At 61.7% G+C, this 17,906-nt stretch carries 19 protein-coding genes; 11 read left to right on the top strand and 8 right to left on the bottom strand.

Annotation, left to right across the window (positions count from 1 at the left end; genetic code table 11):
* Positions 1 to 2: 2 nt before the first annotated feature.
* A complete protein-coding gene (locus tag ACR0D8_RS10020; RefSeq protein WP_475162418.1) occupies positions 3 to 491 on the bottom strand; it encodes a twin-arginine translocation pathway signal in 489 nt (162 codons plus the stop codon).
* Between the two features lie 184 nt (positions 492 to 675).
* Between ACR0D8_RS10020 and ACR0D8_RS10015 the strand changes: the two genes are divergently transcribed.
* The 3 genes from ACR0D8_RS10015 to ACR0D8_RS10005 all read left to right on the top strand — a co-directional run bounded on the left by ACR0D8_RS10015 (position 676) and on the right by ACR0D8_RS10005 (position 3,652).
* Entirely contained in the window at positions 676 to 1,521 is an 846-nt protein-coding gene (locus ACR0D8_RS10015) for a phytanoyl-CoA dioxygenase family protein (RefSeq protein ID WP_480645996.1), read from the top strand.
* A 127-nt stretch (positions 1,522 to 1,648) separates the two neighbouring features.
* The gene (locus ACR0D8_RS10010) at positions 1,649 to 2,611 is read left to right on the top strand and encodes a pirin family protein (RefSeq protein ID WP_480645994.1); all 963 of its coding nucleotides are present in this window, start codon (positions 1,649 to 1,651) and stop codon (positions 2,609 to 2,611) included.
* 66 nt (positions 2,612 to 2,677) lie between these two features.
* The gene (locus ACR0D8_RS10005) at positions 2,678 to 3,652 is read left to right on the top strand and encodes a 2-dehydropantoate 2-reductase (protein WP_480645992.1); all 975 of its coding nucleotides are present in this window, start codon (positions 2,678 to 2,680) and stop codon (positions 3,650 to 3,652) included.
* 7 nt (positions 3,653 to 3,659) lie between these two features.
* Here ACR0D8_RS10005 and ACR0D8_RS10000 read toward each other — a convergent pair whose 3' ends face one another.
* The 3 genes from ACR0D8_RS10000 to hrpB all read right to left on the bottom strand — a co-directional run bounded on the left by ACR0D8_RS10000 (position 3,660) and on the right by hrpB (position 8,248).
* Complete coding sequence (locus tag ACR0D8_RS10000; protein ID WP_480645990.1) at positions 3,660 to 5,138, bottom strand: inorganic phosphate transporter; 1,479 nt, start codon at positions 5,136 to 5,138, stop codon at positions 3,660 to 3,662.
* A 93-nt stretch (positions 5,139 to 5,231) separates the two neighbouring features.
* Positions 5,232 to 5,690: an NUDIX hydrolase gene (locus ACR0D8_RS09995; RefSeq protein ID WP_480645988.1), complete on the bottom strand. Its 459-nt coding sequence runs from the start codon at positions 5,688 to 5,690 to the stop codon at positions 5,232 to 5,234.
* A gap of 113 nt (positions 5,691 to 5,803) precedes the next feature.
* Positions 5,804 to 8,248, bottom strand: coding sequence for an ATP-dependent helicase HrpB (gene hrpB, locus ACR0D8_RS09990; protein WP_480645987.1), 2,445 nt, complete (start codon positions 8,246 to 8,248; stop codon positions 5,804 to 5,806).
* Positions 8,249 to 8,399: 151 nt separating this feature from the next.
* Between hrpB and meaB the strand changes: the two genes are divergently transcribed.
* The 6 genes from meaB (at position 8,400) to ACR0D8_RS09960 (ending at position 12,373) form a co-directional block, all read left to right on the top strand.
* Positions 8,400 to 9,377: a methylmalonyl Co-A mutase-associated GTPase MeaB gene (gene meaB, locus ACR0D8_RS09985; protein WP_480645985.1), complete on the top strand. Its 978-nt coding sequence runs from the start codon at positions 8,400 to 8,402 to the stop codon at positions 9,375 to 9,377.
* A 120-nt stretch (positions 9,378 to 9,497) separates the two neighbouring features.
* Positions 9,498 to 10,649, top strand: coding sequence for a Hint domain-containing protein (locus ACR0D8_RS09980; protein WP_480645983.1), 1,152 nt, complete (start codon positions 9,498 to 9,500; stop codon positions 10,647 to 10,649).
* Positions 10,650 to 10,808: 159 nt separating this feature from the next.
* Complete coding sequence (rpmB, locus tag ACR0D8_RS09975) at positions 10,809 to 11,096, top strand: 50S ribosomal protein L28 (protein WP_008756960.1); 288 nt, start codon at positions 10,809 to 10,811, stop codon at positions 11,094 to 11,096.
* Positions 11,097 to 11,273: 177 nt separating this feature from the next.
* Positions 11,274 to 11,423, top strand: a complete 150-nt coding sequence (locus ACR0D8_RS09970) for a hypothetical protein (protein ID WP_480645981.1) — start codon at positions 11,274 to 11,276, stop codon at positions 11,421 to 11,423.
* Between the two features lie 37 nt (positions 11,424 to 11,460).
* Complete coding sequence (locus ACR0D8_RS09965; RefSeq protein ID WP_480645980.1) at positions 11,461 to 11,856, top strand: hypothetical protein; 396 nt, start codon at positions 11,461 to 11,463, stop codon at positions 11,854 to 11,856.
* 43 nt (positions 11,857 to 11,899) lie between these two features.
* A complete protein-coding gene (locus tag ACR0D8_RS09960) occupies positions 11,900 to 12,373 on the top strand; it encodes a copper chaperone PCu(A)C (RefSeq protein WP_480645978.1) in 474 nt (157 codons plus the stop codon).
* 88 nt (positions 12,374 to 12,461) lie between these two features.
* Here ACR0D8_RS09960 and ACR0D8_RS09955 read toward each other — a convergent pair whose 3' ends face one another.
* Both ACR0D8_RS09955 and ACR0D8_RS09950 read right to left on the bottom strand, forming a co-directional pair.
* On the bottom strand, positions 12,462 to 13,070 hold the full coding sequence (locus ACR0D8_RS09955; RefSeq protein ID WP_480645977.1) for an HdeD family acid-resistance protein: 609 nt from the start codon (positions 13,068 to 13,070) through the stop codon (positions 12,462 to 12,464).
* A 69-nt stretch (positions 13,071 to 13,139) separates the two neighbouring features.
* Complete coding sequence (locus ACR0D8_RS09950) at positions 13,140 to 13,835, bottom strand: NAD-dependent deacylase (RefSeq protein ID WP_480646408.1); 696 nt, start codon at positions 13,833 to 13,835, stop codon at positions 13,140 to 13,142.
* Between the two features lie 28 nt (positions 13,836 to 13,863).
* On the opposite strand from ACR0D8_RS09950, the gene ACR0D8_RS09945 reads away from it, so the two are divergent.
* Positions 13,864 to 14,307, top strand: a complete 444-nt coding sequence (locus tag ACR0D8_RS09945) for a low molecular weight protein-tyrosine-phosphatase (protein ID WP_480645975.1) — start codon at positions 13,864 to 13,866, stop codon at positions 14,305 to 14,307.
* Here the strand turns inward: ACR0D8_RS09945 and ACR0D8_RS09940 are convergent.
* On the bottom strand, positions 14,304 to 15,245 hold the full coding sequence (locus ACR0D8_RS09940; RefSeq protein WP_480645973.1) for a LysR family transcriptional regulator: 942 nt from the start codon (positions 15,243 to 15,245) through the stop codon (positions 14,304 to 14,306). The genes ACR0D8_RS09945 and ACR0D8_RS09940 overlap by 4 nt on opposite strands.
* 65 nt (positions 15,246 to 15,310) lie before the next feature.
* Positions 15,311 to 15,622: a hypothetical protein gene (locus ACR0D8_RS09935; protein ID WP_480645971.1), complete on the bottom strand. Its 312-nt coding sequence runs from the start codon at positions 15,620 to 15,622 to the stop codon at positions 15,311 to 15,313.
* A 458-nt stretch (positions 15,623 to 16,080) separates the two neighbouring features.
* Between ACR0D8_RS09935 and lepA the strand changes: the two genes are divergently transcribed.
* Positions 16,081 to 17,880, top strand: a complete 1,800-nt coding sequence (gene lepA / locus ACR0D8_RS09930; RefSeq protein WP_480645969.1) for a translation elongation factor 4 — start codon at positions 16,081 to 16,083, stop codon at positions 17,878 to 17,880.
* Positions 17,881 to 17,906 lie beyond the last annotated feature (26 nt).

The following is a 17,906-nucleotide window of genomic DNA, read 5'->3' as shown; positions in this document are numbered from 1 at the left end:
AGTCAGATGGGCTGCAACACGAAATGCGCGGCCAGCGTCTTATCCCTGGAACTCGGCATGATCGGCCGCAGGAATACGGTTTCGAATTCACCGCTGTCATACGCCAGATGTCCGTGCGGCTGACCAAATGCAGGCACGATCTGCGGCATTTCCAGCCGGAATTCCCCGTTCGCATCGGTCAGCGTTGCGCCGTGGCTTTGCGGCTCGCGCTCGTGCCCTTCGGTCGTATGCGCCCAGATCTGGATACGCTGTCCGGGCAAGGGGGCGCCATCGCCCGCGCGCCGCACTGTGCCGGTCATCCAGAACCCGCCGCCGCCAATCCGTTTCACGATGGGCGCGCCGGGGCGATAGTTGTTGGCCCCGCCGCGCATCGACGGGGTGGGTGCCAGCCCCTTGGCCCGCGCCGGAACCGTCAGGCCAGATGTTGCCGAAACAAGGGCCGCACCGCCAACAAGGACAAGTCTGCGACGCGTAAGAAAAGCGTTGGCCATGAAAACCTCCCCGAAACCGCGCTTGGTTGGCGTTCTGCTGCCGTAATGGCACAGATAATAGCACGATTGATCCCGTTGCCGAGGTCGCAGGCGGGCTATCCCGCCAAATTGTGATTTCCTTTGACGCGAAATGGGCCGGGTGCAATCCTCCCGAACGAAAACAATCGCGTGGAAAACCCATCCTATGACCGCCAATGACCTTGTTACCGCCGAAGACATTGCCGCATTCCGGCGGGACGGTGCGATCGTCCTGCGGGCGAAATTTGCCACCCAATGGATTGAGTTGCTGCGCGCAGGTATCGACGCGGATCTTGCCAATCCAACCGGGAATTTCACCCGCCACACCAAAGATCCGCGCGCCCCGGCCTATTTCGAAGACTACTGGGCCTGGAACAAAATCCCGCAATTTCGCGATTTTGTCCTCAATTCACCCTGCGCCCCGCTGGCCGCCGGCCTGCTTGGTGCACCAAAGATTAATCTGGTCATGGATAACTGGTTTCTGCGCGAGGCCGGGTCGACGTCGCGCCCGCCCTTCCATCAGGACCTGTCCTATTTCGACTTCGAAGGCACGATGTGTGTGTTGTGGCTGCCGCTTGAACCGGTGAGCAGGGATAACGGCATTGCCTTTGTGAAGGGGTCGCATCTGTGGGACAAGCTGTTCATGCGGGTGCGCTTCGCCGACGGGCATCCCAGCTATGAACCGACCGAGGTCGCCGGCCGCACCTATCACCCGCCGCCCGACGTAAATGCCGACCCGCAGTCCTATGACCTGCTGCAATGGGACATGGACCTTGGGGATTGCATCTTTTTCGACATGCGCACGTTGCATGGGGGGCTGTCTTCCATGACCCCGACGGAAACGGTTCGCCGGTTCACGCTCAGGATGACAGGTCCCGACGGGATCATCCGCTATCGCGGCGACTGGGCCAAAGGGGAACGCGCCCAGTTCGAAGCTGCCGGCTATCGGGAGGGCGACCGCCTGGACGGTCCGTTTTTCCCACAATTATGGCCGCGCGGTAGCGCCGGATGACGATGGTCACGGCATGACATAACAGGCGATCTGCACTGTGACTGTGCGGATTTGCGAATGGTTTTGGTAAAAACAGACCTATATCCTGCATCAATGAACCTTGTCTTTGGATCATCGGAGAGCAGGAATGAGCTGGAACCCGTCCCACAACCCAGAATGCCAGTCTGAAAACCCCGCCCTTGAGGCCTTGATCATCCCCCGTGCTCGGGATCTGGGTGGGTTCGAAGTGCGCCGGGCGCTGCCTTCGGTCAAACGTCAGCTGGTTGGCCCGTTTATTTTTTTTGATCAGATGGGCCCCGCCGAATTCATCACCGATGGCGGCATAGACGTTCGCCCGCACCCTCATATCGGGTTGGGGACCGTAACTTATCTGTATCAAGGTGAATTCGAACACCGCGACAGCCTTGGGACCCATCAGATGATTTACCCCGGCGAGGTCAACTGGATGGTGGCCGGGCGCGGCGTGACCCATTCCGAGCGCACCAGCAAGGAAACGCGGGGGAAGAAACACAGCCTGTTCGGCATTCAGACCTGGATCGCACTGCCCGAAGCGCATGAGGACATGGCCCCGGATTTTGAACATCACAAGCAGGGTGCGCTGCCTCATATCGAGGACACCGGCGTCAGTGCCCGGCTTATCCTAGGTAACGCTTATGGGGTGGCCAGCCCGGTGAAGATGTTGTCGGAAACCTTCTATCTGGATGTGCAGCTGGACCCGGGCGCATCGTTCCCGCTGCCTGACGATCATGAGGATCGGGGTGTATATGTCACGCAGGGATCGGTCGAAGTCTCGGGCGATCGGTTCGAAGAGGGGCGCATGATGGTGTTCCGCCCGGGCGATCACCTCTCGGTCAGGGCCGGGGCTCGGGGTGCGCGGCTGATGTTGCTGGGCGGCGCGACGCTGAACGAAGACCGCTATATCTGGTGGAACTTCGTTTCCTCATCAAAGGACAAGATCGAAAACGCGACGCGCGAATGGAAGACGGCGGACTGGGCCAATGGGGCCTTTCACCTGCCACCCGGCGACGATCAGGAGTTTATCCCCATCTCTGAGGATCTGGAACGCATGCGGCCCAGGCTGGCGCGCTGACCAAACGTCAGGGGGCCTTGTCGGCCCTTCTGATCCCGGCAATCCTGCCACCAAGGGAGGAACGCCATGAAAATCGTGATTGCCGGGGCAGGCAGCATCGGGTGTTACTGCGGGGCTTTGCTGGCCAGCGCGGGGCACGAAGTGACCTTGCTGGGCCGTGCTCGCATTCTGGACCCGATCCGTGAACGTGGACTGACGGCCACGGATTTCTCGGGTCTGAGCCGCCATGTCGCCGCCTCTGATCTGACGCTGACCGAGGATGCGGCCTGTCTGCGCGAAGCCGAAATGGTGATCGTGACAATCAAGACAGGGGCGACGGCGCAAATGGCGATCGAGATCGCAAAATATACGCCGGCATCCGCCCTGGTACTGTCCTGGCAGAACGGGATGGAAAACGCCCGTTCCTTGCGCGCGGCACTGCCGGATCATGATGTTAGGGCCGGAATGGTGCCCTTTAACGTGGTGCCGACGGAACCGGCCAGCTTTCACCGCGCCACTTCCGGTGAGATTGTGGTACAGGGCGGGCCCGGCGATCTGGGCTCAGCGCTCAGCAGCGGCGATCTACCCGTCATCGAAAGCGATGAAATTGAAGCTGTGCAATGGGGCAAGCTGGTCATCAATCTAAACAACGCACTGAACGCGTTGTCCGGACTGACCCTGAAAGACCAGTTGCTGGACCGCTCATGGCGTCGCCTGATGGCTGACCAGATGGCCGAGGCGTTGAGAGTGCTGAAATCAGCCGGTCAGCCGGTTGCCTCGACCACACCGCTGCCGGCGGGGATGACCCCATTTATCCTGCGCCTGCCGACGCCGATCTTTACCCGGATTGCGGCGCGGATGCTGACCATCGACCCCAGCGCCCGCACCTCCATGGCCTATGATCTGATGGCGGGCAGGCCGACCGAGATCGACAGCCTGCAAGGTGAAATCATCCGGCTGGGTGCCCAGGTCGGGGTGCCAACGCCGATCTGTAACCGAGTGCGAAAGATGATCGAGCAGGGGCCATCCGCTGCGATGACACCGGAACAGATCGCCCGGTAACGCGCGCTCAGTGAAAGGCGGTCAGCATCCAGAAAATCACGGCGGACATGGTTGCAGCGGCAGGCACCGTAATGACCCAGGCCGCCACGATGGTCATGAAATGGGACCGGCGCACCAGTTTGCGCCTCTGATGTTCTTCTCGGGCCAGCCGCCGCTCGGGCGGGCGCTGCCGGTTCGAGTGCTTCCATCGGCGATCCGAATGCCATTCGCGGTAGAACCCAACCCCGAATACTGCGCCCACAGCGATATGGGTCGAACTGACGGGCAGACCCATCCAACTGGCCACAATCACGGTTATCGCCGCCGACAAAGCCACGCAGAAGGCGCGCATCGGGTTCAGTTTGGTGATCTGGCTGCCCACCATCCGGATCAGCTTGGGACCGAACAGGAACAGACCGAATGAGATCCCGAACGCTCCGATCACCATGACCCAGCTTGGGATCGACACTTTCGAGGCGAAATCGCCGAACTCTGCCGCGTGAACGATGGCCGCCAGCGGCCCGACTGCATTGGCCACGTCATTTGCACCATGGGCAAAACTCAGGAACGTGGCCGAGATCACCAGGGGCAAGCCGAACAGCGTCTTCAGCGACCGCGTGCGGTTCTCCAACCCTTCGGACTTGCGACGGACCCAGGGCACTGTCAGCGACCAGACCAAAAGACCAAAGGCCAGACCGATCAGCAGGGCCACTTCCAGATCGACCTTGACGATCCGCTTCAGGCCCTTGACCGCCAGATAGGTCGCAAATGCGCCCGCCATAAGCGCGACAAGGATCGGAACCCAGCGCTGTGCGGCGGCGATCTTGTCTTCCTGATATTGAATCTTTGCCTTGATCAGGGCCAGAAATCCGGCCGCGATTACACCGCCCAGCACGGGCGAGATCACCCAACTGGCTGCAATAGCGCTCATCGTGCCCCAGCTGACAGCGCTGAGGCCCGCGGCGGCGATGCCCGCGCCCATCACGCCCCCGACGACGGAATGCGTGGTTGAAACCGGTGCGCCGACCCATGTGGCCAGATTGACCCACATTGCAGATGAGATCAGCGCTGCCATCATCGCCCAGATGAACACGTTGCTGTTCTGGACCGAAGCCGGGTCGATGATCCCCTTGGAAATGGTCGAGACCACATCACCACCGGCCAGCAGCGCCCCTGCGCTTTCGGCTATGGCGGCAATGACGATCGCACCGCCCATGGTCAGCGCGTTAGCCCCAACCGCCGGGCCCATGTTGTTGGCAACGTCATTTGCACCGATGTTGATCGCCATATAGGCGCCGAAAGCTGCTGCTGCGACGACGATCAGACCGCCATCCGCGCGCCCGAAAAATACCGCCGCCGACAACCCGGCCAGCGCGATGAACGCAAGCGCAATCCCGGGTGCCAGCATCGGACGCGCCACGTGGACATTCGCGTTTTCAACACGCGAAATGCGGTGCAGGTCGCTGTCCAGAGCCTGCCAGCGGGATTTTATGTTCGAGTTAGACATTGTTTCACATCGGGCGACGTTAATTTGACGCGTGCGGCTATCCGGTTTCCTTGGCGCGGGCAAGCGCCCCGTCATCAAATCTTTGCGAAATTGTTACATCTGGCGCAGCAAAGCGCTCAATTCCGGTTCCTGAACCTGCGTGGCGGCGTCTTCCGGAGTGAACCAGCGCCGTTCACGCTGACCGGCCTCGGGGAATTCATCAGCCAGTTCCCTGACATCCACGCGATAGACGCTGGTGCGAACCGGCAGGGCCGAACCGTCATCCAGAACCTTGTCATAGGTGAAGTGCCCGACCGAGTTCCGATGCAGGTGTTCGGCCCGCACGCCGGCCTCTTCCCAGGCTTCCTGCAGGGCCGTTTCCGCACCGTCCTTGCCGTCCATGGGCCAGCCCTTGGGGATCACCCAGCGTCCGGTGTCGCGGCTGGTGATCAGCAAAACCTCTTTTCCATCCCCGGAGTCGCGCACGCACAGGGCCGCGAACTGCACCCGGCGCGGGCGCAGGAAAAACGGTCGGGCGACCTCTTCCCAGATATTTCGCAGCCATGCGGACATTGTTTGAGTGATTTCGCGCAATTCTTTCCTGAAACCGCCAATTCATACCAATCAAACATATGAGATTCAACGTTTCCGGTAAAATCCCCGGGAAAATGGGTCCGGTTCCAATCTCAACTCCGCCGCTTTGCCCGCAGTGTCGGATCGGCCTGTGTCGGGTCTTCGGGCCAGGGGTGTTTTGGGTATTGCGCACGCATGTCTTTACGCACGTCAGCATAAGACCCGGCCCAGAATCCAGGCAGGTCGCGGGTTATCTGGATCGGGCGCTGGGCCGGGGACAGCAGGGTGATTTTCAGGGCCTCGCCGCCCACCACAGGGTGGTAGGTCACACCGAACAATTCCTGCAACCGGACCGAGATTTCCGGCACCGCGCCGCCATAGTCAATCGGCACCTTCCGTCCCAGCGGGGTGATAAACGATCCCGGCGCACGGCGGTCCAGCTCTTGCGTCTGTCCCCAATCCAGTCGGGTCCGCAGGGCAGGCAAAAGGTCGAACCGTTTCCAGTCTTCGGCGTTGCGCACGCCCGAGAGCATGGGCAGCAGCCAGTCTTCCAGCGTTTCGGTTAGCCCTTCAGTTGAAAAGTCGGGCAAATCCGCGCCTTCGGCCCGGACCAGCTCGACCCGTGCCGCCAGCCGGGCCGCGGCCCCGTCCAGCCGCACCCCCAGATCGCGCACGCCGTCCAGCATGGCCCGTGCCACGGCGTCATCAGGCACATCCCGCCAAATGCGGTCGCCCAAAGTGATCGCGCCGAACCTTTCCTGTTGGCGCGCCACGACGCGGCGCTCGCGTTTCGACCATTCGCAGAAGTCGACCCAGGTGATCTGATCCGCGAACAGATCACGAATTTCCTGTTTCGCAATCTGCACGGCCATCCGCACCCGCGCCTCGCGTGGGTTTCCATCGGTGTCCGTGACCACCAGATACGGTGCGTTTGCCAGCGTGTCGCCGCCGTCCAGCACCACGCCTTTACCGCCGGACAGAACATAGCGCGGGACGTCGCCCTTGCGGCGTTTTCCGATCCGGTCGGGATAGGCCAGCGCAGCCATTGTTGCCGGGCCGAGTTCGCCGGTCCCGCGCTGCGGGCGTAACCGTTTCGCCTCGGCCCGGATCCGGTCCAAAGTTCCCGTATTCACCTGCCAGACCCGGTTGCGCTGAAACGCACGTGGGTCGCGCAGCGCCTCAAGCCGCAGCAACAGATCGGCTGGGGCCCCTTTCAGCGGATCGCGCTCGGCCAGCAAAGCGGCCAAGGGCGCGGCACCCGCGCCGGCATGCTCCAGCATGTGCCCAAGACGCGGATGCAGGGGCAGGGCGGCCAGCGCCCGCCCGTGATCTGTGATCCTGCCTTTGCCATCCAGAGCGCCAAGCATTTTCAGCAACGCGCGGGCCTCGGCCAGCGTTCCCTCGGGCGGCGGTGTCAGGAAGGCCAGATCATCCGGCGCTGCGCCCCACAACGCCAGCTCCAATGCCAGACCGGTCAGGTCTGCCGCTTCGATTTCGGCCGGGGGATAGGCAGCCAGAGCGCCTTCCTCACCCTTGGACCACAGGCGATAGCATACGCCCTCGGCCACGCGACCCGCACGGCCGGCGCGCTGGGTCGCTTCGGCGCGCGTCACCCGTTCTGTCACCAGACGGGACATGCCCGAACCCGGATCGAACCGGGCCCGGCGCGCCTGACCCATATCCACCACGACGCGAATGTCGGGGATGGTCAGCGAGGTTTCGGCGATCGACGTGGCCAGAACCACTTTGCGACCGGTTTCCGCCGGTGCAATGGCCGCGCGTTGGGCGGCAAACGGCATCGCCCCGAACAGAGGCCGCAATTCGCAATTGCCGGGCAACCGGGTGGCCAGCGCGGCCTCGGCCCGACGGATTTCTCCTTCGCCCGGAAGAAACACCAGCACACCGCCGCCGATGTCGCGCGTGTCCCGTTCGGCCCTGACAACCAGATCGACCAGCGCGTCCAGCCGCCGCGCCTGTGCCCCCAACGGGCGATCGAGCCAGCGCGTTTCGACCGCGTAGATGCGCCCTTGCGATGTGACCAGAGGGGCCTGCATCAACCGCCCAACCGGATCGGCATCCAGCGTTGCGGACATCGCCAGCAGGATCAGATCGTCGCGCAGCGCACCTGTCACTTCCAGACATAGTGCCAGCCCAAGATCGGCGTTCAGAGACCGTTCGTGAAACTCGTCGAAAATCACTGCGCCGATTCCGGGCAGGTCGGGATCAGATTGCAGCATCCTTGTCAGGATACCTTCGGTCACGACCTCGATCCGCGTTGCGCCGGAGGTTTTGGCCTCACCGCGCACCCGATAGCCGACGGTTTCGCCTACACGCTGCCCTAATGTTTGCGCCATGCGTTCCGCAGCGGCGCGGGCGGCCAGACGCCGCGGCTCCAGCATCACGATTTTACCTTTGCACAGCCCTGCATCCAGCATGGCCAGAGGCACCCGCGTCGTCTTCCCCGCACCCGGCGGGGCCTGCAAAACAGCGCGGCCCGAGGCTGTCAGAGCCTCAAGCAATTCGGGAATGGCGTCATCAATTGGCAGGCGCGTCGTCATGCGGGCTTTATCCGCCAACTATCCGGGAAGGTCCAGTTTCGCGGTCAGGCCCATATCCCCGGCAACAAGCATTGGAAAGATCGGCGGATCGGTCTGGACAAACCGCCCCTTCGGGCGGCAAGTAGTCGTGCCGCAAATGATTGGGGTCGAGATGGAAACAGGCAGCCTGGGCGACAGGATATTGAAAGGGGATCGGCGCGCGCTGGCCCGTGCGATCACTTTGGTCGAAAGCGGCCGTGCCGATCACAGAGAACAGGCGGCCGGGTTGCTGGCCCAACTGGCCGAGTCCGGGCGGCAATCCCTGCGCATTGGTATGTCGGGCACGCCGGGTGTGGGTAAGTCCACCTTTATCGAAAGCTTTGGCATGATGCTGACCGGGCAGGGGTTGCGTGTGGCGGTTCTGGCCGTCGATCCCAGCTCGACCCGGTCCGGAGGATCGATTCTGGGCGACAAAACCCGGATGGAGCGCCTGAGCCGCGACAAGAACGCCTTTATCCGCCCTTCTCCCAGCCAAAGCCATCTGGGCGGGGTCGCGCGCCGCACCCGCGAGGCCATCGCCCTGTGCGAAGCGGCGGGGTTCGACGTGGTGCTGATCGAAACCGTGGGCGTGGGCCAGTCCGAGACGGTGGTGTCGGAAATGTCCGATCTGTTTCTTTTGCTGCTTGCACCTGCGGGCGGGGATGAGCTGCAGGGCGTCAAGCGCGGTATCATGGAAATGGCGGACATGATCCTGGTCAACAAGGCGGACGGGGACCTGAAGGCCACCGCCACGCGCACCTGTGCCGATTATGCCGGGGCGCTTCGCCTGTTGCGCAAGCGCCCGCAGGACCCCGAAGGGTTTCCCCGGGCGATGACGGTGTCGGCGGTTGAGGAACACGGGCTGGAACAGGCGTGGGACGAGATGCAGTCGCTGACCCGGTGGCGCCGCGACAACGGCCACTGGGACGCGAACCGGGCGGCGCAGGCGCGCTATTGGTTTGATCAGGAAGTGCGCTCGGCCCTGCTGGCGCGGCTGTCCACCCCGCAGGCCCGCGCCGCAATGGAGCAGCTCGGCGCACAGGTAAGCGACGGTCAGATCAGCCCCTCGGCGGCGGCCGAGCGGATGTTGTCGACTCTGGTGTCAGACTGAACAAAGGGCTCCCGGAAGGGCGGGCTGCAATTATAAGTTGTGGCCGGGGCTGACCCGACAGCGATTTGATGTTATGGTCGGACGGCTGGCGCTTGGCGAAACGTTCGGGAACCGTCTGATATGCCCAACATAAATGGGACCAACGGCAACGACGACATTGATGTCACGAACAACAGCGGAACCCTGAATGGAACACCGCAGGGGTCGCCGATTGATAACGTCCGGGGACAGGGCGGTGCCGACGATATCGAGATCATCAACAGCACCGTTTCGGGCGTGGTTGTCGGCAACGCAGGCAGCGACACGATTACGATCACCAGCAGTACGGTGGGCGGGCGCATCGCCGGCGGGTCGGGGGCGGACACGGTCAATGTCAGCGGGTCGTCCGTCAACACGATCCGGCTGGGCAACAGCAACGACACCCTGAATTTCAGCAGCACCAGCGTTTCGGGGGATGTACGCGGCGGCAGCGGCACCGATACGCTGAACCTGCCGGTCGGTACGGTGATCAATGACAATACGTTTGGCACTTTCACGGTTCAGGACGGCGTCAGTTATTCCCTGTCCAGCGGCAGTTTCACGCTGCCGTCGGGGATCACGGTCTCGTATCAGAGTTTTGAAAACGGGTCGGGTGTGCCCTGTTTCACCCGCGATACACGCATCCGCTCGCAGAACGGTTCGGTTCCCATCCAGACCCTGCGCCCCGGTGACCTGATCCACACGCTGGGGGATGGCCTTCAAGCGATCCGCTGGATCGGCCGGCGAAGGTTTGACACCGCTGCGCTGCGGGCCAATCCGCGGCTCTGCCCGGTGCGTATCCTTGCAGGCGCTTTGGGTGAGGGACTGCCACATCGCGACCTGCTGGTGTCGCGTCAGCACCGGATGCTGGTGCAGTCGAGAATTGCCAAGCGGATGTTCGGCGCGACCGAGGTTCTTATCCCCGCAGTCAAACTGACCGAACTGCCGGGTATCTACGTCGATGAAACGGTGGAGGAGGTCGAGTATTTCCACCTGCTGTTTGATCAGCATCAGGTGATCTTTGCCGAGCAGGCTCCGACAGAAAGCCTGTATACCGGGCCGGAGGCGCTGAAATCCCTCAGCTCGGCGGCCCAGCGCGAGATTTTTGAGATTTTCCCCGATTTGGCCCACAATCACCCGGTCGTCGATCCGGCCCGTTTCATCCCCAAAGGGCGGCAACAGGCCCAACTGGTTGCCCGGCATTTAAAGAACAACAAACCTCTGCTACAAGGCCGTTCAGCAGAAGGCGTATAGGAATTTGACCGGTGCGCAAAGATTTCGCGCCACGCACTTGACCCTTCCGGCGATTCCCACTACACGCATCCAACCAGTTTTCGGGCGCGACTTCGGGTTGCGCCCCTTGTGATTTGGCCGAGGGCATCTGCCCGGCCTCCAGAAACAAAGGAAGAAACCATGTCGCGCCGTTGCGAACTGACCGGAAAAGGCCCGATGACTGGCAACAATGTCAGCCACGCCAAAAACAGAACTCGTCGTCGTTTCCTGCCCAACCTGAACGACGTCACCCTGCAGTCGGAAACCCTGGGTCGTGGCGTCAAGCTGCGCATCTCGGCGGCTGCGCTGCGTTCGGTGGACCACCGCGGTGGTCTGGACGCGTTCCTGGCCAAAGCCAAGGACGATGAGCTGTCCGCCAACGCACTGAAAGTGAAAAAGGAAATCGCCAAGGCACAAGCCTCGGCCTAAGCCTTTTTTCAGCGGATTTTCGGGCCCTGTACCTTGCGGTGCGGGGCCTTTTCTTTTGCCTGATCCACAGTTGTTCCCGAATTGGAATTAAATTTCCGATCTGGGTGAAATTGTTCACATACGCTGCGCCCACCCTGCATTATGTTTGTGCATATTCATCTGGTGGAGTTGAGTATTATGTCTTTCAAATCCTTTGATTTTTTCTCCCTGTTGACGGCCTTTATCGGCAAATCATTTGGAACATGTATTCGAATGCAACGTCAGGTGAACAGGCTGCATACCAGCCTGACCAAAGGTTCTGTCAAACGTCCGGGTCTGGACAGCTGACACGAAACTTAAGACTGCGGGCTTCGGGCGCACCTGAATGCGCTTGAAGCCCGCTTTGCGTCCGGCCTATATCGGACGCAGGATGAAACCCGCTCTGAACAGAATTCTGCCTTTGGTGCTTTCTCTGCTCGTCTTTTTGACGGGGCAGGGGATTGCCGCCTCGCGCGGCGTGGACAATGCGGTGGGGCAGATGGTGCTTTGCACCGGCTCGGGGCCGGTGGTCGTCTATATGGATGGTGATGGGCAGCCGACCCAAGCTCCGCATTTCTGCCCTGACTACGCGCTGACCCTGCTGGGAGCGGTTGACATGGCGGCCGTATCCGTTCCGGCTGCGCCGAAGATAGTCCAGCCAGCGCCTGAGCGTGTTGCCGAAAATCTGATTGCCCTGCCGGTTCCGCGCAGGCCGGCCCGTGCCCCTCCGATCGTGATCTGACCCGTTTTCGAAACCTTTCAGATATTTACGAAGGAGAGGCATCATGTCCCTCAAATCCAAACTGCTTGCAACTCTGGCCGCCGCAACCATGGCCACCGCCGCCTTTGCGCAGGATACGATCACCATCGACGATGCTTATGCCCGTTCCTCGGGCAAGTCGGCCAAAGCCGGTGCGGCGTTTATGATGATCCGGAATGCCGGTGAGGCCGACGACCGGCTGGTCGGTGTCGAATCCGATATCGCCGCGCGGGTGGAACTGCATACTCACCTGATCGACGCAAACGGTGTCGCCAAGATGACTCATGTCGAAGAGGGGTTTGTCATCCCCGCCGGAGAGACCCACATGCTGAAGCGCGGCGGTGATCACGTGATGTTCATGGGGCTTTCCGCGCCGTTCGAACAGGGCGCAACGGTTCCCGTGACCCTGATCTTCGAGAACGCAGGTGAGGTTGAGGTCGAAATCCCTGTCGACCTCGAACGTCAGGATACGGGCGGGCACGGATCGCATTCCAACTGAGGCAACGCCTGTCTTCAGGCCGTTTTACGGCCGTCATTCATGCGTCAGGCCGGGCAGAGCCCGGCCTGTTGCCGTTACGAGAACCGGATCAGCGGTTGACCACCCGCATGGCCACGCGGTCATGGGCCCGCTTGAACCGGGCCGTCAGCCAGAACATGACCGCGGCAAAGGCCAGGGCCAGGAATGCGATGGCCCAACCCAGCGCCACCATGCCGCTGCCGGGCCAGAACAGCAGAACCAGCCCGATCAACAGCGCCACGAGACCCGAATTGCGCACCGTTGGCGCGTCCGGGTTCTGGTCCGGCATCTGCCGCCACGCCATCAACGAACCGATGCCGACAATCAGCGCCCAGGCGCCGAGCAGAAAGAATGTCAGGCGGGCCACGCCTTCGGGCCAGATCAGCAGCACCAGCCCGATCAGCAGCGCACCGACCCCGACGCCTCCGATCAGTCCGCGCCGTCCAAAGCCCAGCAGGGTCAGGCCGCCGTCCAGGATCAGCAACAGACCTACAAGGCGCAGCAGCAGCGCGATGCTGTTGGTCGGCCAGAACAACGCAGCAATCCCAAGCGCTCCGGCCAGTATTCCGCGCAACAGGAACGTCCACCACAGGTTCGCCAATTGATCTCCCAGCGCGTCGCGCTGGTCCCGGGCGCCATCATCAAGGATTTCTTCGCGGGGGGATTGGGGGTCAGTCATTGCGGTCTCCGGGCTTGTTACGCCTTCACCATAAACGAAAAAAACGGCCGGTGTCTGCGGGTTTTACCCTCAGCCCCGGGTCAAAAGCGCGTTGACCCAGCGCGGTACGGTTTCTGTGGCCGGACCCAGAATGACCTCGTCAAAGCTTGAGGCCCCGTCCGATGGGGCGAGGTTCAATTCGACCGCTCTGGCGCCCGCCATGATGGCTTCGTGGACGAAAGCTGCGGCGGGGTAGACCTGCCCCGACGTGCCGATGGCCGCAAAAACCGAGGCCGCGGCCAGATGATCGTAAATTTCATCCATCCGATAGGGCATCTCTCCGAACCATACGACGTCCGGACGTGCAGATGGTGCCTGGCAGGCCGGGCAGGGTTCACCTACTGCCATTTCCGGTGGCGCAGGCCAGCGGTGGCCGCAAGCTGCGCAGAGCGCCCCGGCCAAAGTGCCGTGCATGTGAATCACGTCTGTTGCGCCCCCGGCTTCGTGCAGGCTGTCGACGTTTTGCGTGACGATCACGACCTCTCCGGGCCAGTCCTGTTGCAGTCGGGCCAGAGCTTCGTGCGCTGGGTTGGCCTGCGCCTTGGCCGCCTGAGCGCGGCGGGCATTATAAAATCCGTGAACCAGCGCAGGGTTGCGCGCAAAGCCTTCGGGCGTGGCGACATCCTCGATCCGGTGCTGTGCCCACAGGCCGCCTTCGTCGCGAAACGTTCCCAGGCCACTTTCGGCGGAAATTCCGGCCCCTGTCAGAATGACGATCTTTTCCATTTCCGCCCCGCGCGTTACACCTTGACCCATGACCCACCGTATCCTGTTTGTCTGTCTGGGCAATATCTGCCGCTCGCCTGCAGCCGAGGGCGTTTTCCGGGCCCGCGCGCCGCAATACATCACCGACAGCGCCGGAACCTCGGGCTGGCATATCGGCGATCCGCCCTATGGCCCGATGCAAAAGGCCGCGCAGCAGCGCGATATCGACCTGAGTGATCTGCGCGCCCGAAAATTCGTGGCCGAAGATTTCGACCGGTTCGATCTGATCATCGGCATGGACCTGGACAATATTGCCGGGATTGAGGATCTACGGCCGAACGGCAACGATACCCCGGTACGCCTGTTGACCGACTTTGCGCCACATACCGGTTCAGATCATGTGCCAGACCCATATTACACCCGTGATTTCAACGGCGCACTTGACCTGATCGAAGCCGCCGTCGAGGGGCTTGATGCCCATCTGCGCGGCTAGCTGATCACTTTCAGCCGGTCCTGCAGCCACGGCAGCTGCGCCAACGCCGGATCGACGATCTGGCTGCGCATAAGACGGCGGATCATCCCGGCGACCTCTCGCGGAACCTGATCGGACCAGTCGGTGCGGGTGAACAGGGAAATCGTGCGCGAAAACTCTCCGAACGGTGCGGGATGTGCCTGCAGGGCGTCGTGGAACCGCGCCGCCCGCATATAGCCAAGAGGTGTCGTAATCGACCAGCCCAGGCCCCGTGCGACCATCGCCATCAATGCCAGATGGGAACCGATCTCGAACCGTTCTTCGAACTCCATCTGTTGCCGTGCCAGATGACCTTCGATCTGGCGGCTGATCAGTTGTTCTCGGGCATATCGCAGAAAGGGCAGGTCTTGCATGGCGTTCCCGGCGCCCTTGGGTGTGACCAGAATGAACGGATCCTGAACCAAAGGGTATTCGACCACGCCCTCCAGTACCTCACCGCTATGGGCCGATACGGCCAGGTGCAGCCGCTGCGCTGCGAGATCTGCGAACAGGTCCAGGCTGGGCAAGGTGATCAGTTTGAACTTCGACCGCGTCAGACTGTCGGCCAGCAGGGTCGCCAGCCGCGGGGTCAGGTCATTGTCGAAATCGTCGATCAGCCCGATCGACAGCGTCGTCAGATGCCCCAGATCCATCACGGTCAGTTCGCTCTGGGCCATCTGGAGTTCCGCCAGAACCGTCTCGGCACGCGCCAGAAAACTGCGCCCGGCCTGCGTCAGCCGCATCGGTCGCCGCCCGTGATCCACCAACTCGGTGCCCAGAGCGTTTTCCAGATTGCGCAGTTGCTGGGACACTGATGGCTGACTGAGTCCGGTGATCTCGGCGGCCTGCGCCACCGATCCCGTCCGCGCCAGTGCCTCGAACACTTCGAGCCCGCGCAGGGTCAGCCCTTTGATAACCATCAGATATACCTTTCGCTGCGCCTTTCTGCGGCGCAGGGCGGGTCAGGTCAAGGATTGCGAGCGGCTTAGCTGCAGATCGCCTGCGCCATCTGGCCAAAGTTCTGATACCGATCCCAAAGCGCGTCGTCGCGCGCGGACTGTGACATCTTCAGCTCCTGCGCCTGATGCGGATCGCTGAACCACTTGGCAACCGTCTTCTGGTCGCCGCGCGTCAGGGCCTGATTGGCCACCCGCTGAATGCAACTGCACCGCGCCCGTGTCGCCGCTGCGCGGTCAGAGGCCAGACACGCCCGCTTGATCTGCGCGGCCTCGGCCGGTGCCGGGGCCACCGCCGTCAACGACGTGGCGCAAAATGCCATAAGTAGGAACTTTTTCATGCTCGAACCTCGTTTTTGCCTGCCCGGACGGGTCTTCTGCCCCTCTCGGTCTGCGCGGGAGTATGAATCAAACGGGGATGCGGATCAATCATACGTTGTGACAAATGTGATCTTCGGCACCGGATTTGTCGCAACTTTGCGTGCAGACGACCTGCCGAGATGGCGTTTGCTTTGAAAACGCTGCGAAAATGCGAACGTCCAGTTCGTTTTCCATGATTGCCGCTCTTGCGACAACAGCGCGAAAACCCCTCTAAAACGCCCGGTAAGTCTGGTTTTTGGTCAGGGCGTGCCTGGCGAGACGCCCGATCCGACGAAGAACGTGTTACGCTGAAAGTCAAGCTTTTCGGATGCCACGGTCCTGGATTGCAATTCAGCCCGACCCGCCCATCAAACAAAGGCTTTCGGACCGTATCGTCCCACCTTGACCAACGCCCGTTTTCGAACCATATCCCGTCGCTATGACAGACCTCGCTCATATCCGCAATTTCTCCATCGTCGCGCATATCGACCATGGCAAATCCACCCTTGCTGACCGGCTCATTCAAGAGACCGGAACGGTCAAGGATCGCGACATGAAGGAACAGCTGCTCGACAGCATGGATATCGAGCGTGAACGCGGCATCACCATCAAGGCCAACACGGTCCGCATCGACTATACCGCCGACAATGGCGAGGCATACGTGCTGAACCTGATCGACACCCCCGGCCACGTGGACTTTGCCTATGAGGTCAGCCGGTCCATGCGTGCGGTTGAAGGCTCGCTGCTGGTCGTGGACTCGACCCAAGGCGTCGAGGCGCAGACGCTGGCCAATGTGTATCAAGCCATTGATGCCGATCATGAGATCGTGCCGGTGCTGAACAAGATTGACCTGCCCGCATCCGACTGTGACCGCGTGGCCGAACAGATCGAGGATGTGATCGGCATCGACGCGACCGACGCTATCCAGGTCAGCGCCAAAACCGGGCAGGGCATCCACCAAACGCTGGAATCCATCGTCAACCTGCTGCCCGCCCCGCAAGGCACCCTCGACGCCCCACTCAAGGCGATGCTGGTCGACTCGTGGTACGACGCCTATCTCGGCGTCATCGTTCTGGTCCGCATCATGGACGGCACCCTGAAAAAGGGGATGCGGGTCAAGTTCATGTCGAACAACACCCTGCACCATGTCGACCGCGTTGGCGTCTTCCGCCCCGAGATGGAGATGGTCGACAGTCTTGGCCCCGGTGAGATCGGCTTTCTGACGGCTTCGATCAAACAGGTCCGCGACACCCGCGTCGGTGATACAATCACCAATGACCGTAACGGCACCGAGGTCGCCCTGCCGGGCTTCAAACCCGCGCAGCCGGTGGTGTTCTGTGGTCTGTTCCCAGTGGACTCGGCGGAATTCGAAGACCTGCGCGACGCGATCGACAAGCTGGCCCTGAACGACGCCTCGTTCTCGTTCGAAATGGAAACCTCGGCCGCGCTGGGCTTTGGCTTCCGCTGCGGCTTTCTGGGCCTTCTGCACCTTGAGGTCATCCGCGACCGGATCGAACGAGAATATGATATCGAGCTCATCACCACCGCGCCCTCGGTGATCTATCACGTCTACATGAAAGACGGCGAGATGATCGAGCTGCACAACCCCGCCGACATGCCCGATCCCTCGAAGGTCGACCATATCGAAGAGCCGCGCATCAAGGCGACCATTCTGGTGCCCGATGAATACCTCGGCGACGTGCTGAAACTCTGCCAGGACCGCCGCGGCATCCAGCTGGACCTGACCTATGCGGGCAGCCGCGCCATGGTCGTCTATGATCTGCCGCTGAACGAGGTCGTCTTCGATTTCTACGACCGCCTGAAATCGGTGACCAAGGGTTATGCCTCGTTCGACTACCAGATGACCGGCTATACCGAGGACAATCTGGTCAAGATGTCGGTGCTGGTGAATGACGAACCCGTGGACGCGCTGTCAACCATGGTTCACCGCGACCGGGCCGAGATGCGCGGCCGGGCGATGTGCGAAAAGCTCAAGGATCTGATCCCGCGCCACATGTTCAAAATCCCGATCCAGGCCGCCATCGGAGGCAAGGTCATCGCCCGCGAAACCCTCTCGGCCCTGCGCAAGGACGTGACGGCGAAATGCTACGGCGGCGACGCCACGCGGAAACGCAAACTGCTGGACAAGCAGAAGGCGGGTAAGAAGAAGATGCGCCAGTTCGGGAAGGTCGATATCCCGCAGGAGGCGTTTATTTCAGCGTTGAAGATGGATAGCTAGGGCTGTCCATATTAAGTGACGGTGGG

The sequence above is a fragment of the Ruegeria sp. BG10 genome (genome assembly GCF_056538575.1).
The sequence above is the reverse complement of the archived record's forward strand: the minus strand, read 5'-3'. Positions and strand labels throughout refer to the sequence as shown.

Excerpts from the sequence above, each read along its gene's own strand:
- ACR0D8_RS10005 (WP_480645992.1), top strand. The coding sequence starts at position 2,678 with ATGAAAATCGTGATTGCCGGGGCAGGCAGCATCGGGTGTTACTGCGGG.
- ACR0D8_RS10010 (WP_480645994.1), top strand. The coding sequence starts at position 1,649 with ATGAGCTGGAACCCGTCCCACAACCCAGAATGCCAGTCTGAAAACCCC.
- ACR0D8_RS09935 (WP_480645971.1), bottom strand. The coding sequence starts at position 15,622 with ATGAAAAAGTTCCTACTTATGGCATTTTGCGCCACGTCGTTGACGGCG.
- ACR0D8_RS09950 (WP_480646408.1), bottom strand. The coding sequence starts at position 13,835 with ATGGAAAAGATCGTCATTCTGACAGGGGCCGGAATTTCCGCCGAAAGT.
- ACR0D8_RS09955 (WP_480645977.1), bottom strand. The coding sequence starts at position 13,070 with ATGACTGACCCCCAATCCCCCCGCGAAGAAATCCTTGATGATGGCGCC.
- hrpB (WP_480645987.1), bottom strand. The coding sequence starts at position 8,248 with ATGACGACGCGCCTGCCAATTGATGACGCCATTCCCGAATTGCTTGAG.
- ACR0D8_RS09970 (WP_480645981.1), top strand. The coding sequence starts at position 11,274 with ATGTCTTTCAAATCCTTTGATTTTTTCTCCCTGTTGACGGCCTTTATC.
- ACR0D8_RS09995 (WP_480645988.1), bottom strand. The coding sequence starts at position 5,690 with ATGTCCGCATGGCTGCGAAATATCTGGGAAGAGGTCGCCCGACCGTTT.
- ACR0D8_RS09960 (WP_480645978.1), top strand. The coding sequence starts at position 11,900 with ATGTCCCTCAAATCCAAACTGCTTGCAACTCTGGCCGCCGCAACCATG.
- lepA (WP_480645969.1), top strand. The coding sequence starts at position 16,081 with ATGACAGACCTCGCTCATATCCGCAATTTCTCCATCGTCGCGCATATC.
- ACR0D8_RS09945 (WP_480645975.1), top strand. The coding sequence starts at position 13,864 with ATGACCCACCGTATCCTGTTTGTCTGTCTGGGCAATATCTGCCGCTCG.
- rpmB (WP_008756960.1), top strand. The coding sequence starts at position 10,809 with ATGTCGCGCCGTTGCGAACTGACCGGAAAAGGCCCGATGACTGGCAAC.
- ACR0D8_RS10015 (WP_480645996.1), top strand. The coding sequence starts at position 676 with ATGACCGCCAATGACCTTGTTACCGCCGAAGACATTGCCGCATTCCGG.
- ACR0D8_RS10020 (WP_475162418.1), bottom strand. The coding sequence starts at position 491 with ATGGCCAACGCTTTTCTTACGCGTCGCAGACTTGTCCTTGTTGGCGGT.
- ACR0D8_RS09965 (WP_480645980.1), top strand. The coding sequence starts at position 11,461 with ATGCGCTTGAAGCCCGCTTTGCGTCCGGCCTATATCGGACGCAGGATG.
- ACR0D8_RS10000 (WP_480645990.1), bottom strand. The coding sequence starts at position 5,138 with ATGTCTAACTCGAACATAAAATCCCGCTGGCAGGCTCTGGACAGCGAC.
- meaB (WP_480645985.1), top strand. The coding sequence starts at position 8,400 with ATGGAAACAGGCAGCCTGGGCGACAGGATATTGAAAGGGGATCGGCGC.
- ACR0D8_RS09980 (WP_480645983.1), top strand. The coding sequence starts at position 9,498 with ATGCCCAACATAAATGGGACCAACGGCAACGACGACATTGATGTCACG.
- ACR0D8_RS09940 (WP_480645973.1), bottom strand. The coding sequence starts at position 15,245 with ATGGTTATCAAAGGGCTGACCCTGCGCGGGCTCGAAGTGTTCGAGGCA.